The sequence below is a fragment of the Burkholderia seminalis genome (genome assembly GCF_001718535.1).
In the GTDB taxonomy this organism is placed as follows: Bacteria; Pseudomonadota; Gammaproteobacteria; order Burkholderiales; family Burkholderiaceae; genus Burkholderia; species Burkholderia seminalis.
In genome coordinates this window covers 1,869,823-1,883,275 of sequence record NZ_CP013398.1, presented here as the reverse complement: position 1 = coordinate 1,883,275, position 13,453 = coordinate 1,869,823, and the positions used below count along the sequence as shown (strand labels likewise).

Sequence of the window (13,453 nt, the reverse complement as noted above, 5' to 3'; positions counted from 1 at the left end):
TATCCGACCACACGACATGACGCACTCCGCACTTCGTCCGATCCTGATCGTACTGCATCGCGAACAGTCGAACCCCGGCCGGATCGGGCGGCTGCTGGCCGCGCGCGGCCATCCGCTCGACATCCGCCGCCCGCCGCTCGGCGACCCGCTGCCGGCGACGCTTGCCGGGCATGCGGGCGCCGTGGTGTTCGGCGGCCCGATGAGCGCCAACGACGGCGATCGCTGGATCCGCGACGAGATCGACTGGATCGGCGTGCCGCTGCGCGAGTCGGCACCGTTTCTCGGCGTTTGCCTCGGCGCGCAGATGATGATCCGTCATCTGGGCGGCCGCGTGACGGCGCACCGCGACGGGCGCGCGGAAATCGGCTACTGGCCGATCGCCGCGACGCACGCCGGCCGGCGACTCGGTTCATGGCCGTCGCACGTGTACCAGTGGCATCGCGAGGGTTTCGAGCGCGTTGCCGGGCTCGAGATCCTCGCGACCGGCGAGCACTTCGAGAACCAGGCCGTGCGCTACGGGCCGCGCGCGTACGGCGTCCAGTTCCATCCGGAAGTCAGCTTTCCGATGATGCGGCGCTGGAGCACGGCCGCCGCGCACAAGCTGGCGGCGCCCGGCGCGCAGGATCTCGCGACGCAGGCGAGCGAAGGCCGGCGGCACGACCGCGCGACGGCTGCGTGGCTCAGCGCGTTTCTCGACCGCTGGCTCGACGATGCGCCGGCATCAGGTCGGCACCGTCACGTCGGAGATACTGATAAGCCCCCACTCGACCGCGCGCAGCACGGCTTCATGCCGACGTGACACGTTGAACTTGCGGCGGATGTTCATGAAGTGGAAATTGATGCACGACTCGGTCACGTTCAGGATGTGGCCGATTTCCCACGACGTCTTGCCGGCCGCATGCCAGCGCAGGCACTCGACTTCCCGCCGGCTCAGCCGCGGCACGCTGTCGGGCGGTGCGTGGCACGGCGTGCCGGCGATCGCTTCGCACGCGACGTCGCGCAGCAGCGTCAGCGCCGCGAGGTGACGGTCGCAGCGCTCGCGCGTGGCGGCAAGATCGTCCGCGCTCGCGCACGACAGCATGCCGACCTCCCCTTTCGCGCCGCGCACGGGCAGCACGACGCCGCTGCGCATGCCGTACGCGGCCGCCGCTTCGTAGCACGGCCGCTGCCCGGGCTGCGCGAACAGCGCGTCGTCCCATACGAGCGGCAGTGCCGAACGGAAGCAATGCCGCAGCATCGGGTCGACGCGGTCGAACTGGCGCTGCCGGTACAGCGCCGTCCAGCCCGGCACGCCGCTGCTCCACTTGCGCGCGAGATCGAACGACGCGCCGGTAAACGGCAACACGATCAGCACGACCTTGTCGAATCCCATTCCGGCGGCCGCGTCGGTCATCCGCTGCCATGACGCGTCCGTGTCGCCGGGTACCAACCATTTCAGACAATCCAGTCCTTTCATACAAGCCACCCCGTTTATTAGTTGGAATCTGCAGTCAGGCGGACTTGCGCAACCGGCTCGAGGCGTTGCGCGCGAACGGGCCGCGCTAGAGCGCCTCGGTCAGACGTCGCCGACCCGCGTGCTTCGCGTCGTCGAGCGAAGCCGTCACGTCGAACGGAATCCCGAACGCCTTTTCGATACCGGACGCGTTCGCGATGGCCGCTTCGCGCTCGGTCGGGTCCGGTTCGACCGACACGAGCGCGCGGCAGACCGCGGCAAGCGCGGCACGGTTCTGCTTGAGCCACATGCCGCGTTCCTTGCGGTCGTCGTGCGGCTCGTCCGGGCGGGCCGGCGGAAAGATCATGACAAACGGCTCGCCGTGCCGCATCAGCGCGTGCATGTCGTCGAGCCAGCGCTGCGCGTAGCCGCCGGATGCGATCGCGTCGTTGCGCACGACGACGAGCGGAAATTCCGTGACGTCGAACACGGCGAGCGTCGCCAGTTCGGGCGGCGTGTTTCCAGCGTGGGAGGTAGGCATCGGGTCAATCTCCATCGAATTGAACAGCATGGGTCGGAACGGGCCGCGCAGCGCCCGCTTCATCGTTTCGCGGCCGCGCCGGGGCCGAACGGCGGGCGGGCGAGCCACACCACCGCGATCACGGCGAGATACACGCAGCCGAGCGCGAACGACACGTCGTTGAACGAGATCTGGTACGCCTGCGCATCGACCAGGTTGCCGAGCAGCGTCGCCGCGCGTTGCGGATCGCCGCCGCCGAGCCGTGAGACCTCGGCACGCACGGCCGGATCGAAACCGCTCAGGTGTTCGCTGAGCTGCGCGTGATGCAGGATGGCGCGCCGGTCCCACAGGAACGACGTGATCGACACCGCGAAGCTCGCGCCGAGCGTGCGCAGGAACGTCGACAGGCCGGAGCCCGCGGCGATTTCGTCCGGCTTCAGGTCGGACAGCAGGATGCTGTTGATCGGCATGATGAACAGCGCGAGGCCGAGGCCCTGCAGCAGCTGGATCAGCGCGATGTGCGTGAAGTCGATGTCGGGTACGAAGCCCGCGCGCAGGAACGACGACGTGCCGAGGATCGCGAACGCGCAGCACACGAGCACGCGCATGTTGAAGCGCGGCGCGTACTTGCCCATGAACGGCGTCATCAGCACGGGGATCACGCCCATCGGCGCGACCGCCAGCCCGGCCCAGAACGCCGTGTAGCCGAGCGTGCGCTGCAGCCACTGCGGCACGATCACGTTGACCGCGAAGAAAGCCGAGTACGCGAGCACGAGCGTCAGCGTGCCGGCCGCGAAGTTGCGATGCGCGAACAGCCGCAGGTTCACGATCGGATTCGGTTCGTTGAGCTCCCAGATCAGGAACAGCGCGATCCCGAACGCGGCGACCACCGACATCACGACGATGAATGTCGAGTTGAACCAGTCGGCCTCGTTGCCCTTGTCGAGCACGATCTGCAGCGCGCCGACGCCGACGATGAGCGCGGCCAGCCCGACGTAGTCGACGCGCGCGGCGACCGTCGTCTCGACGCGCGCCCGCATCTGCGCGAACACGCACATCGCGGCGAACACGCCGATCGGCAGATTGATCAGGAACGCCCAGCGCCACGAGTAATGTTCCGTCACCCAGCCGCCGAACACGGGGCCCGCGATCGGCGCGACGACGGTGACCATCGCGATCATCGACAGCGCGAAGCCACGCCGCTGCGGCGGGTAGATCGACAACATCAGCGCTTGCGTGGTCGGAATCATCGGCCCGGCCACGAGGCCCTGCAGCGCGCGGAACGCGACGAGCTGCGGCAGGTTCTGCGCGAGGCCGCACAGGAGCGACGCGAACGTAAACGCCAGCGTCGCCCATACGAACAGCCTCACCTGGCCGACGCGCTTGACGAGAAACCCGGTCAGCGGCAGCGCGATCGCATTGCTGACCGAGAACGTCGTGACGACCCAGGCGCTCTGCGTCGTGCTCACGCCGAAGTTGCCGGCGATGGTCGGCAGCGACACGTTCGCGACGGTGCCGTCGAGCACCTGCATGAAGACCGCGAGCGCGAGGCCGAACGTCGTCAGCGCGACGCTCGACGGACGAAAACCGGCATCGGCGGCCGGCATCGGGCCGCTCATTGCGCACGCTCCGTGCGTACCGCCGCCGGCAGGTTCGCGTGCACGACGTCGGCGATCAGGCTGTCGGCGCGCGCGAGTTCGTCGCGGTACACGTCGGTGCGGAACACCGGCGAACGCTGCTCGCGGCGCGACAGCATCGCGCCGCTGCGGTCGTGCTGGTCGACGCGCGCGTGCATCGACAGGCCGATGCGCAACGGATGCGCGTCGAGCTGCGCCGGATCCGTCAGTTCGATGCGCACCGGCAGCCGCTGGACGATCTTGATCCAGTTGCCGGTCGCGTTCTGAGCGGGCAGCAGCGAGAACGCGCTGCCGGTGCCGACGCCGAGGCTCTGCACGCGGCCCGTGTAGCGCACCGCGTCGCCGTACAGGTCGGCCGTCAGCTCGACCGGTTGCCCGATCCGCATGTGTTCGAGCTGCTTCTCGGTGAAGTTCGCGTCGACCCACAGCTCGCGCAGCGGCACGACCGCAAGCAACGGCACGCCGGGCGACACGCGCTGCCCGACCTGTACCGTGCGTTTCGCGACATAGCCGGTGACGGGCGCGACGATATCGGTGCGCGCGCGGGCGAGATACGCGGCGCGCAGCCGCGAGGCCGCGGCTTGGACATCGGGATGCGACGCGACCGCGGTATCGTCGACGAGCGCCTTGCTCGTCTGGTGCTGTTCGCTCAACGTGGCGAGCGCGCTTTGCGCGGCGGCATATGCGCTTTGCGCGGACGTCAGCGTGTCGAGCGCGTGCGCGAGCTCCTCGCGCGAGATCGCGCCGGAGCGGCCGAGGTCCTCGCGGCGCCGGTAATCGGCCTTCGCCTTGTCGAGCGCGGTACGTCGCGCGTCGAGGTCGGCGCGTGCGCCGTCGATGCTGTTCGCGAGCCCGCGTTCATTGCTGTACAGGCCGCGCACCTTGCGGACCGTGGCCGCGAGATCGGCCTGCGCGGCCGCGAGCGCGATCTGCGCGTCGCTCGCGTCGAGACGGACGAGCGGCGTGCCGGCACGCACGAGGTTGCCGTCGTCCGCGTCGATCGACACGACGGTGCCCGTTACCTGCGGCGTCAGCTCGACGACGTTGCCTTGCGCGTAGGCGTTGTCGGTGGCTTCGTACCAGCGGCCGACGAGCGCGTACCAGATGCCCCAGCCGACGATGCCGAACGCGAACACGCCGACGAGCGCGCGCACGAGGTGCTTGCGTCGCGCGGGCGGCGGCGTCGCCGGTGCGGCGCCGCCCGGCGACGGTTGCGCGCGGGCATCCGGTGCGCCCGGCGCGCGCGGCGCACCGGTGTGGTCGGCCGCGGGTTGCTGGCGGGCACTGGCGGAATCGGCGGCTGCCGGTCGCGCGGGAGTCTGCAAGGTGTTGTCGCTGCTCATGGTTCGATGTCAAGGACGGTGGGAAGGAGTGGCGGCGAGCGCGACGTCGTCCGGCTCGGCGCGAAAGCCGCCGCCGAGCGCCGCGACGAGCTGCAGCGACTGGTCCGCGCGCTGGGCGCGCAGCGCGGCGACCTCGCGGCTCGCGATCAGCAGCTGCTGGCGCACGACGAGCGCATCGAGATAGCTGCCGACGCCGGCCCGGTAGCGCGCGTCCGCGAGCCGCCATGCATCGGCGGCGGAGTCGAACGCACGTTGCTGCGCATCGGCCTGCTGGGCGAGTGAACGCAGCCGGTGCAGATCGTCCGCCACCTCGCCGATCGCGCCGATCAGCGTTTTGTTGTAGCCGGCGACCGCGAGGTCGTATTGCGCGTCGCGCTTGCGCAGCACACCGCGCCGTTCGCCGCCGTCGAAGATCGGCAGGCTCACGGCCGGGTTGACGTTGTAGGTGCGCGAGGCGGCCTGGAACAGCGATGCGCCGCCGCGCGTCGCGAGCCCGATCAGCGCGGTGAGACTGACGTCGGGCAGGAAATCCGCGCGGGCGGCCGCGACGTTGCGGCTCGCGGCCTCCACGCGCCAGCGCGCGGCGACGAGGTCGGCGCGCCGGCCGAGCAGCGCGGCCGGCAGGTCGGCCGGCACCGCGAGCGCGGCGGTCGGCAGCGGCGCGGGCCGCGCGAGCGCGAGGCCGCGATCAGGGCCGGCGCCGAGCAGGATCGCGAGCGCGATGCGCGCGCTGTCGATCGCCTGCGCCGCGCGGGCCTGCTCGCGCGTCGCCGCCGCGACTTCGCTTTCCGCCTGGCGCTGCTGCGCGACGTTGTCGATGCCTTTCGTGACGCGCTGGCGCGTCAGCGACAGCGCTTCGTCGGCGCGGTCGAATTCGGCCTGCGCGACATCCTGCTGATCGAACGCATAGGCGAGATTCACGTAGGCGCGCGCGACGTTGACGGACAGCAGCACGCGCGCGGCCTGCGCATCGATCCGCGCCGCGCGCGCTTCGCCGAGCGCGGCTTCCCAAGTCGCCCGGCGGCCGCCCCACAGATCGAGATCCCAGCTCAGGCCGAGATTGATCTCGCGTGTGTGGCTGAAGACACCGCCGCCCTGGTCCGTCGAAAACTGCGTGCCGGACGTGCGTTCGCCCTTCGCGCTCGCGCGGCCGACGAGGTGCGGCAGTCGCGCGGCCTGCGCTTCGATCACCAGCGCCTGCGCCTCGCGCGCACGCGCATCGGCGGTCGCGAGATCGGGATTGCCGGCCAGCGCTTCGTCGATCAATGCATCCAACTGCGCATCGCGCAACGCAAGCCACCAGTCGGCGGCCGGCCAGTCGGCGATCGGTGCATGCGCGAGGCTGCGCGACGCGGCGAGCGTATCGGCGCCGCGCAGCGTGCCGGCGGGCGCGAGCCCGTCGCGGCTCGCGCAGGCGCCGAGCAGGGCGAGCGCCACGGCAACGGCCGTTCGCGACAGGACGCGCAGCGCGACGGCATCGCGTGGCGAGGGAGCAAGTGCTGCATGCATCGCATTCCTCTGCTTCGATTGGGTTTGAACACGACACGCATTGTTGGACGCTCCCGGGCAAAGCTGATAATGTTGTTTAGACAAAAAATAATGAATTCCGGCCATGCCCATCCGAGAAGCTTCTCCCTCCCGTGCCATGCCACGCGCCGACGCCGATCCGAGCGAACGCGCGGACGGCCCGTCGCTGATCGCCGTCTGGGGCGAGGACGACGGCAGCAACGCGTATCAGCTCGGCACGCGCGAGGTCGACTGGCACAGCCATCTGCGCGGCCAGGTGTTCTGCGTGGAAAGCGGTTTCGCGCACGTGCGCACGCCGCACGGTTCGTGGCTGCTGCCGCCGCATCGCGCGGGCTGGATTCCGCCGGGCGAGCAGCACAAGGTCAGCATCAGCGGTGCGTTGAGCGGCTGGAGCGTCGTGATCGCGCCGGCCGCGAGCCGCCGGATGCCGGATCAACCGTGCGTGATCGCGATCACCGACCTGATGCGCGCGCTCGTGCGGCGCGCGGTGTCGTGGGCCGACCAGGACCGGCTCGACATCGAACAGGCGCGCATCAGCGTCGTGCTGCTCGACGAGATGCGGCGCGCGCCGCACGAACCGCTGCACTTGCCGATGCCGCACGACCGGCGGTTGCTGCGCATCGCGAACGCGATCCTCGGGCAGCCGCACGACAGCCGCACGCTCGACGCGTGGGCCGAATGGGCCGGGTTGTCCGCCCGGACGCTGAGCCGGCTGTTCGTCGCGGAAACCGGCACGAGCTTCGCGCAGTGGCGGCAGCAGGCGCGGCTCACGCACGCGCTCGAACGGCTGGCGAACGGCGACAGCGTTGCCAACATCGCCGACGCGCTCGGCTATGCGACGCCGAGCAATTTCATCGCGATGTTCCGCCGCGCGTTCGGCGATTCGCCCGCGCACTACTTCGCGAAGCGCAAGCAGCCGTAACGCGGCGCGGAATCGCACGACGCCCTATCACCCCTGCCAGTACTGCGCGCGCGGCGACGTCGCTATAGTCGCCGTGCGACCGGCCGGTCGGTCGCTCAATGTGACCTGTGGAGGATGTCGATGTCGAATGCCGTCGGATCGGACAACACGCCGATCGTCTCCGAGCAGCAGCTCGCCGATCATCTGGCCGCCGGCTGCAAGCCGGCCGCGCGGTTCCGGATCGGCACCGAGCACGAGAAGTTCGTCGTGGCCCGCGCGACGCACGCGGCCGCGCGTTACGAGGGATCGTCCGGCATTGCCGCGGTGCTCGAGCGGCTGCGCGGCGACGGAACGCCGATCGTCGATGCCGGCCAGGTCGTCGGCGTGATCCAGCGCGACGGCGCGGCGATCTCGCTCGAGCCGGCCGGCCAGCTCGAACTGTCGGGCGCGCCGCTCGATACGCTGCACGACACGCACGCCGAACTGCATGCGCACCTCGCCGCGGCCCGCGCGGCATGCGATCCGCTCGGCCTGCGCTGCGTGCCGCTCGGTTTTCACCCTCACCTGTCGCGCGAAGCGCTGCCGTGGATGCCGAAGCAGCGCTACGGGATCATGCGGCGCTACATGCCGCGCGTCGGCACGCGCGGGCTCGACATGATGCAGCGCACCTGCACCGTGCAGGTCAACCTCGATTTCGCGTCGGAAAGCGACATGGCGCGCAAGATGCGCGTGTCGCTCGCGCTGCAGCCGGTCGCGACCGCGCTGTTCGCGAATTCGCCGTTTCGCGACGGCCGCCCGTCGGGCCTGCTGTCGACGCGTGCGCACACGTGGCTCGACACCGACGAGGATCGTTGCGGCGCGCCGGCCCTGTTCCTGTCGCGCAGCTTCGGCTTCGAGCGCTACGTGAGCTGGCTGCTCGACAACGTGCCGATGTATTTCGTGCGGCGCGGCGATCGTTATGCGGAGGCGACCGGGCACACGTTCCGCGATTTCATGCGACGGCGCATTCCGCATCTCGAAGGCGAGACGCCGACACTGGGGGATTTCGCGGACCACCTGACGACGGTGTTTACCGAGGTCCGGCTCAAGCGCTATCTCGAGATGCGCGGCGCCGATGCCGGCTCGCCCGACATGATGGTCGCGTTGTCCGCGTTCTGGACCGGCCTGCTGTACGATCCGGCCGCGCTGTCGGAGGCCGAGACGCTGGCGGCCGGGATCGACCGCGGCACGCTGCTCACGCTGCGTCGCGACGTGCCGCGTACCGGGCTCGACACGCGCGTCGACGGCCGTTCATTGCGCGCGCTGGCGGCCGACGCGCTTGCGATCGCGCATCGCGGCCTGCGTGCGCGGGCGCGCCGGGACGCGGCCGGCCACGACGAATCGAGGTATCTCGCCCCGCTCGACGCGATCGTCGCCGGCGCGCCGACCCAGGCCGAGCACTGGCTGGCCCGCTATCGCGACGCATGGGCCGGCGACGCGACGCGGATTCATGACGAAGCCGCCGTCTGAGCGCAGCGCGCCGGGCCGCTCACGCGCAGCACGCGAGCAGCGGCTCGTGTGCGAACTCGACGCCGGGCGGCAGCGCATGGCCGCGTCGCCGCGTACGCACGGCGTGAGCGAGCGTCTCGAAGAGCCGCGCGGTATCGGCGAACGACAGGCACGCGTCGGTGATGCTCTGCCCGTAGCGCAGCGGCACGCCGGGCACGAGGTCCTGCCGCCCTTCGATCAGGTTCGACTCGATCAGCACGCCGACGATGCGCGTATCGCCGGCCGCCACCTGCGCGGCGACTTCCGCGCCGACACCGAGCTGGTTGCGGTATTGGCGGCGGCTGTTGCCGTGACTGACGTCGATCATCACGCGCGGCGCGACCTGCGCGCCCGTCATGCGCTCGCATGCCGCATTCACGGCGGCCGCGTCGAAATTCGGCTCGCGCCCGCCGCGCAGCACGACGTGCGTGTGCGGATTGCCGGGCGACGCGGCCGCGCATAACCGGCCATCCGCATCGATCGACAGGAACCGGTGCGGATGCGCCGCCGCGCGCATCGCATCGACGGCCACCTGGACGTTGCCGTCGGTGCCGTTCTTGAAGCCGATCGGGATCGGCAGCGACGACGCCAGCTCGCGATGCACCTGCGACTCCACGGTGCGCGCGCCGATCGCGCCCCACGCAACCAGATCCGCGAGGTAGCGCGGCGACAGCGGATCGAGAAACTCGGTCGCCGCCGGCATCTCCGCACCGTTGATGTCGCACAGCAGCGCGCGGGCCGCCTGCAGCCCGGCATCGATCCGGTCGCTGCCGTCCAGCAGCGGATCGTTGATCAGCCCTTTCCAGCCGATGGTCGTGCGCGGCTTCTCGAAGTACACGCGCATCACGATTTCCAGCTCGTCGGCGAAGCGCGCGCGTTGCAGCGCGAGCCGTGCCGCGTAGTCGCGCGCGGCGGCCGGATCGTGCACCGAGCACGGACCGGCGATGACCACGAGCCGGTCGTCCGTGCCGTCGAGCACGTCGACGATCGCACGGCGGGTCGTATGAACGGTGCGCGACGCGCGCAAGGCCGGCGGCAGCGCGCGGGCCAGATCCGCAGGGGACGGCAAGCGCAGCACGGCGTCGCGGTTTGTCGTCCAGGCGTTTGCATGCATGGGGACTGCCCTCCTGTCGATAATGAACGGGACTTTTTACTACAGCGCGACTGTATTGAATGGCGCTTTTGGTGCGCAACTAACACATTTATCAGTTTCTAATTCATAACCTTATGAATGAGGGAAATAAGCGTCGAATTCGATAATTCCGGCATCTGCCGTGCCGGGTTGCAGGAAGCGAAGGCGGTCGGTCATTCGATTTTCATTTGGAAATCAGGGGAGCGATCCGGTTGAAGGGAAGTCTTGATTTTCCGGGGTTCCACGCGGGGTTGCTATTCGTTCTGATAGTGGCGGCCCGATAGTCGTTCGATTAATTTTCGGATGCCCGACAGGCTACTCGGGCAAGAAAATATAAATCAACCCAGTCATTGCGGAGAATCACCATGGCGAAGCGACATTACGAAACGCCCATTCACGTCAAGTATCGCGATACGGATTCGATGGGGCATGTGAGCAGTCCCGTCTATTACGACTATCTGCAGCATTCGTACCTCTGCTACATGTTCGACCTGCTCGGCCTGCCGCGCAGCGAGAAGCTGCCGCACATCATGGTGAAGACGCAATGCGAGTACCTCGCACCGGCGCAATTCGGCGACAACCTGACGATCCGCTCGAGCATCGTGCGCTTCGGCAGCAAGAGCTTCGATCTCGAACACCTGATGGAGCGCGACGACCAGACCATCGTCGCGCGCGGCGTGTCGACGCACGTGATGTTCGATTACGCGAACAACACGACGCTGGCCGTGCCCGACGAATTCAAGACGCGCGTGCTCGAATTCCAGGGTTCGCTGTGAGCCGCGCTCACGCGGTCGGGAGCGACACGTGAACTGCCCGGTGGCGCGCGCCCGGCGCCGGATCGGCGCGATCGTCGAGCGGCGTGACGATCGTGCGATCGTGATCGTCCGTCAGGCGGCGCAGGCGCTGCTCGAGCCAGCTGCGCTCGAGCGGCACCGTGTGCTCGCGTACCGCCACGAGGACGAGCTGGAGGTGCTGCTGCAGCCGTGCGGCGGCGCGCACGACGGCGTGCGGCCGCTGCTCGGCCGGTTGCGGGACGCCGGCGTGGCCGTCGCGCTCGACGCGGCGACGCTCGTGCACGATGCGTCGCTGCTCGAGTTCGCGAGCTGGGTCACACGGTGTACGACGCCGGACGGCCCGGCGGCGGCACGTGACGACACGGTCGTGCCTGGCGGTGCGCTGCTCTACGGGCTGGTCGTGCGATGGCGCGACCGGCACGGGCGGTGGCGGCGGCCGGCGGGCGACGGGGGGCCGGACCGCACGCCGCGGACCATTGCGGCGGAGGCGGCCGAACACCTCGCAGCGGGCAATCCCGGCGAACAGGTGCTCGGCGCGCTGCTGGACGCCGACGACGCGTCGACCGGCGCGGCGCTCGATACGCTGTCGGACGCGGTGCGCACGCGGCGGATCTGCCTGGCGACGCGGGCCGGCTGGCCGCTCGCCCGGCGGCTATGAGCGCCGTCGTCGTGACGGCCGGTGCGCGTGCGCTGCCCGCGCGCGCGTTCCTGGTCGGCATGATGGGCGCGGGCAAGTCGACGCTCGGCCGTGCACTGGCGGCATCGCTCGGCTGGGCGTTCGCCGACAGCGACGACGAGATCGAGCGGCGCACGGGCCGCTCGGTCGCCGCGCTGTTCGACAGCGTCGGCGAACGCGGTTTCCGGCTGCTCGAAACGCATATCGTCGACGAACTGACGCAGCGCGCGAACGTGATCGTGGCGACCGGCGGGGGCGCGATCCTGAATCCGCGCACCCGCGCGCGCCTGAACGAACGCGGCTGCGTGGTCTACCTGCATGCGGATCCCGATGCGTTGTGGCGCCGGACCCGCGACGACACGCGGCGGCCGCTGCTGCAGGTGGCCGAACCGCGGCAAACGCTCGCCGCGCAATACCGGATGCGCGACCCGCTGTATCGCGAATGCGCGCATGCGCTGGTCGACACGACCGCTCACGGTGTCGCGCGGGCGACGGCGGACGTGCTGACGGTGCTGTTGGCGCGGCTGAACGCGCCGGATTGACGGCGCGTGTTCGCTGCCCTGCCCGGCCCTGCGAGGCGACCCCCTGTTCGATGTCGGAAGCGTTTTTGAAGTGACGAGTTTGGATATTCAATCGTGGTGTTGTGATAAGAAAAGTTATCCGGATAGGTCGATTGTTTTATCCAACTGCGGGTTTCGAGGCAGGCAGATCGGCGCGTTTCCAATGCCAGCGCGGCAAGCAGCCTTCCCTGCGACACGCGCGTTCGGCGTTCTCCCCGCGCCAGTTGCCGGCCGATGCGGCCGTCATCCTCGTCGTGATCGCCGAGATTGCCTCAGCCTGATGGAACGGCCGCCCTGCGGGGCGGTCATCCCGTCTCCCGGGCGTTTTCATGTGCCCTGCCCGGAATCCGGCACGTTTGCCGATCTGCTCGATATCAGGGCGCGATCGTCGGAAAGCCTTGTCCGGAAAGGCGCGACACGTGCCAGATACATTGAAATACAAAATATCGCATACGATTTAATCGAATACGCTTGACTAGGGAAATCTTCTCGACCAAACTGCATCGCATGCGATCGAATCGCATCTGAAACAAACCCCACTGACGGAGCCAATGATGAGCAAGATCGAAACAGTGCTGTACACGGGCAAGACGCATACGACTTCCGGCGGCCGCGACGGCGCGGCGCGCAGTTCCGACGGCCGCCTCGACATCCAGCTGTCGTCGCCGGGCAGCGCCGGCACCGGCACCAACCCGGAACAGCTGTTCGCCGCCGGCTGGTCGGCCTGTTTCATCGGCGCGATGCAGCTTGCGGCGCGTGCCGCGAAGGTGACGCTGCCGGCCGATCTCGCGGTCGACGCCGAAGTGGATCTCGGCACCGGCGGCAACGCGTATTTCCTGCAGGCCCGGCTGAACGTGAGCGTGCCGGGGCTCGACCGCGACGTCGCGCAACGGATCGTCGACGCCGCGCACCAGACCTGCCCGTACTCGAAGGCGACGCGCGGCAACATCGACGTCGACATCCGCATCGCCTGAACGTTGTATCGGGCGGCCGAACGCGGCCCGCCCGAATTTCCGATTTCTTTTCTATCGAGGTGAATGATGAAAGTCCAATTGATCGCTGCCCTGCTCGTCGCCGTCTCGGCCACCGTTGCCGCCCCGGCGTTCGCCAACGAAACCGCCGTGACGCGTGCACAGGTACGCGCCGAGCTTGCCCAGCTTCAACAGGCCGGCTATCCGCTGAACCGTGCGTCCGACGCGACCTATCCGAACGATCTGCAGGCCGCGCTCACGCAGATCCATGCCGACGATGCCGTCGTTGCCCACGTGCCGGCGTCCGGCTACGGCAGCAACGGCGACGCCGCGACGCAATCCGGCCGCCGGCCCGCGCTCAGCGTGGCCGCGCGCTCGGTGTACTTCGGTCATTGAGCGGCGCGCCGGTGTGCGAACCCTGAATCCTTTCCCG

The 13,453-nt window shown here is 69.2% G+C and carries 14 protein-coding genes and 1 pseudogene; 9 read left to right on the top strand and 6 right to left on the bottom strand.

Going from position 1 to position 13,453, the window contains the following annotated elements:
• The first annotated feature begins 16 nt into the window (after positions 1 to 16).
• Positions 17 to 799, top strand: a complete 783-nt coding sequence (locus WJ12_RS08530; protein WP_063896724.1) for a glutamine amidotransferase — start codon at positions 17 to 19, stop codon at positions 797 to 799.
• Here the strand turns inward: WJ12_RS08530 and WJ12_RS08525 are convergent.
• The 5 genes from WJ12_RS08525 to WJ12_RS08505 form a co-directional block, all read right to left on the bottom strand.
• Positions 722 to 1,456: an autoinducer binding domain-containing protein gene (locus WJ12_RS08525; protein ID WP_059557651.1), complete on the bottom strand. Its 735-nt coding sequence runs from the start codon at positions 1,454 to 1,456 to the stop codon at positions 722 to 724. The genes WJ12_RS08530 and WJ12_RS08525 overlap by 78 nt on opposite strands.
• A gap of 85 nt (positions 1,457 to 1,541) precedes the next feature.
• Positions 1,542 to 1,973 carry a hypothetical protein gene (locus tag WJ12_RS08520; RefSeq protein WP_049034540.1) on the bottom strand — a complete coding sequence of 144 codons (432 nt, stop codon included), beginning with the start codon at positions 1,971 to 1,973 and terminating at the stop codon, positions 1,542 to 1,544.
• A 59-nt stretch (positions 1,974 to 2,032) separates the two neighbouring features.
• Positions 2,033 to 3,571: a DHA2 family efflux MFS transporter permease subunit gene (locus tag WJ12_RS08515; RefSeq protein ID WP_059557653.1), complete on the bottom strand. Its 1,539-nt coding sequence runs from the start codon at positions 3,569 to 3,571 to the stop codon at positions 2,033 to 2,035.
• Positions 3,568 to 4,932, bottom strand: a complete 1,365-nt coding sequence (locus WJ12_RS08510) for an HlyD/EmrA/EmrK family protein (RefSeq protein ID WP_034186857.1) — start codon at positions 4,930 to 4,932, stop codon at positions 3,568 to 3,570. The genes WJ12_RS08515 and WJ12_RS08510 overlap by 4 nt, the downstream gene beginning before the upstream one ends.
• A 9-nt stretch (positions 4,933 to 4,941) precedes the next feature.
• Entirely contained in the window at positions 4,942 to 6,441 is a 1,500-nt protein-coding gene (locus WJ12_RS08505; protein ID WP_059557655.1) for an efflux transporter outer membrane subunit, read from the bottom strand.
• 103 nt (positions 6,442 to 6,544) lie between these two features.
• On the opposite strand from WJ12_RS08505, the gene WJ12_RS08500 reads away from it, so the two are divergent.
• Together WJ12_RS08500 and WJ12_RS08495 are read left to right on the top strand one after the other, a co-directional pair.
• Positions 6,545 to 7,381 (top strand): AraC family transcriptional regulator, encoded by an 837-nt coding sequence (locus WJ12_RS08500; RefSeq protein ID WP_059557657.1) that lies wholly within the window; start codon positions 6,545 to 6,547, stop codon positions 7,379 to 7,381.
• A gap of 120 nt (positions 7,382 to 7,501) precedes the next feature.
• Complete coding sequence (locus tag WJ12_RS08495) at positions 7,502 to 8,869, top strand: glutamate--cysteine ligase (protein WP_059557851.1); 1,368 nt, start codon at positions 7,502 to 7,504, stop codon at positions 8,867 to 8,869.
• A 19-nt stretch (positions 8,870 to 8,888) separates the two neighbouring features.
• Here the strand turns inward: WJ12_RS08495 and WJ12_RS08490 are convergent, their stop codons facing one another.
• Positions 8,889 to 10,001 (bottom strand): 3-deoxy-7-phosphoheptulonate synthase, encoded by a 1,113-nt coding sequence (locus tag WJ12_RS08490; protein ID WP_063896725.1) that lies wholly within the window; start codon positions 9,999 to 10,001, stop codon positions 8,889 to 8,891.
• 383 nt (positions 10,002 to 10,384) lie between these two features.
• Here WJ12_RS08490 and WJ12_RS08485 point away from each other — a divergent pair, with 383 nt between their 5' ends.
• From WJ12_RS08485 to WJ12_RS08465, 6 genes and pseudogenes are all read left to right on the top strand, one after another.
• Complete coding sequence (locus WJ12_RS08485) at positions 10,385 to 10,795, top strand: acyl-CoA thioesterase (protein WP_034186859.1); 411 nt, start codon at positions 10,385 to 10,387, stop codon at positions 10,793 to 10,795.
• 28 nt (positions 10,796 to 10,823) lie between these two features.
• Positions 10,824 to 11,471 (top strand): hypothetical protein, encoded by a 648-nt coding sequence (locus WJ12_RS08480; RefSeq protein ID WP_069245627.1) that lies wholly within the window; start codon positions 10,824 to 10,826, stop codon positions 11,469 to 11,471.
• The gene (locus tag WJ12_RS08475) at positions 11,468 to 12,031 is read left to right on the top strand and encodes a shikimate kinase (RefSeq protein ID WP_059557664.1); all 564 of its coding nucleotides are present in this window, start codon (positions 11,468 to 11,470) and stop codon (positions 12,029 to 12,031) included. The genes WJ12_RS08480 and WJ12_RS08475 overlap by 4 nt, the downstream gene beginning before the upstream one ends.
• Positions 12,032 to 12,243: 212 nt before the next feature.
• Positions 12,244 to 12,330, top strand: a pseudogene (locus tag WJ12_RS37090) (RidA family protein); the annotation flags it as partial.
• A 273-nt stretch (positions 12,331 to 12,603) separates the two neighbouring features.
• The gene (locus WJ12_RS08470) at positions 12,604 to 13,023 is read left to right on the top strand and encodes an organic hydroperoxide resistance protein (protein ID WP_034187020.1); all 420 of its coding nucleotides are present in this window, start codon (positions 12,604 to 12,606) and stop codon (positions 13,021 to 13,023) included.
• A gap of 66 nt (positions 13,024 to 13,089) precedes the next feature.
• Complete coding sequence (locus WJ12_RS08465; protein WP_059557853.1) at positions 13,090 to 13,416, top strand: DUF4148 domain-containing protein; 327 nt, start codon at positions 13,090 to 13,092, stop codon at positions 13,414 to 13,416.
• Positions 13,417 to 13,453: the final 37 nt, after the last annotated feature.

Bases quoted from the DNA above. Each gene is read 5' to 3' on its own strand.
- WJ12_RS08530 (WP_063896724.1), top strand. From the start codon at position 17: ATGACGCACTCCGCACTTCGTCCGATCCTGATCGTACTGCATCGCGAA.
- WJ12_RS08525 (WP_059557651.1), bottom strand. From the start codon at position 1,456: ATGAAAGGACTGGATTGTCTGAAATGGTTGGTACCCGGCGACACGGAC.
- WJ12_RS08520 (WP_049034540.1), bottom strand. From the start codon at position 1,973: ATGCCTACCTCCCACGCTGGAAACACGCCGCCCGAACTGGCGACGCTC.
- WJ12_RS08515 (WP_059557653.1), bottom strand. From the start codon at position 3,571: ATGAGCGGCCCGATGCCGGCCGCCGATGCCGGTTTTCGTCCGTCGAGC.
- WJ12_RS08510 (WP_034186857.1), bottom strand. From the start codon at position 4,932: ATGAGCAGCGACAACACCTTGCAGACTCCCGCGCGACCGGCAGCCGCC.
- WJ12_RS08505 (WP_059557655.1), bottom strand. From the start codon at position 6,441: ATGCATGCAGCACTTGCTCCCTCGCCACGCGATGCCGTCGCGCTGCGC.
- WJ12_RS08500 (WP_059557657.1), top strand. From the start codon at position 6,545: ATGCCCATCCGAGAAGCTTCTCCCTCCCGTGCCATGCCACGCGCCGAC.
- WJ12_RS08495 (WP_059557851.1), top strand. From the start codon at position 7,502: ATGTCGAATGCCGTCGGATCGGACAACACGCCGATCGTCTCCGAGCAG.
- WJ12_RS08490 (WP_063896725.1), bottom strand. From the start codon at position 10,001: ATGCATGCAAACGCCTGGACGACAAACCGCGACGCCGTGCTGCGCTTG.
- WJ12_RS08485 (WP_034186859.1), top strand. From the start codon at position 10,385: ATGGCGAAGCGACATTACGAAACGCCCATTCACGTCAAGTATCGCGAT.
- WJ12_RS08475 (WP_059557664.1), top strand. From the start codon at position 11,468: ATGAGCGCCGTCGTCGTGACGGCCGGTGCGCGTGCGCTGCCCGCGCGC.
- WJ12_RS08470 (WP_034187020.1), top strand. From the start codon at position 12,604: ATGAGCAAGATCGAAACAGTGCTGTACACGGGCAAGACGCATACGACT.
- WJ12_RS08465 (WP_059557853.1), top strand. From the start codon at position 13,090: ATGAAAGTCCAATTGATCGCTGCCCTGCTCGTCGCCGTCTCGGCCACC.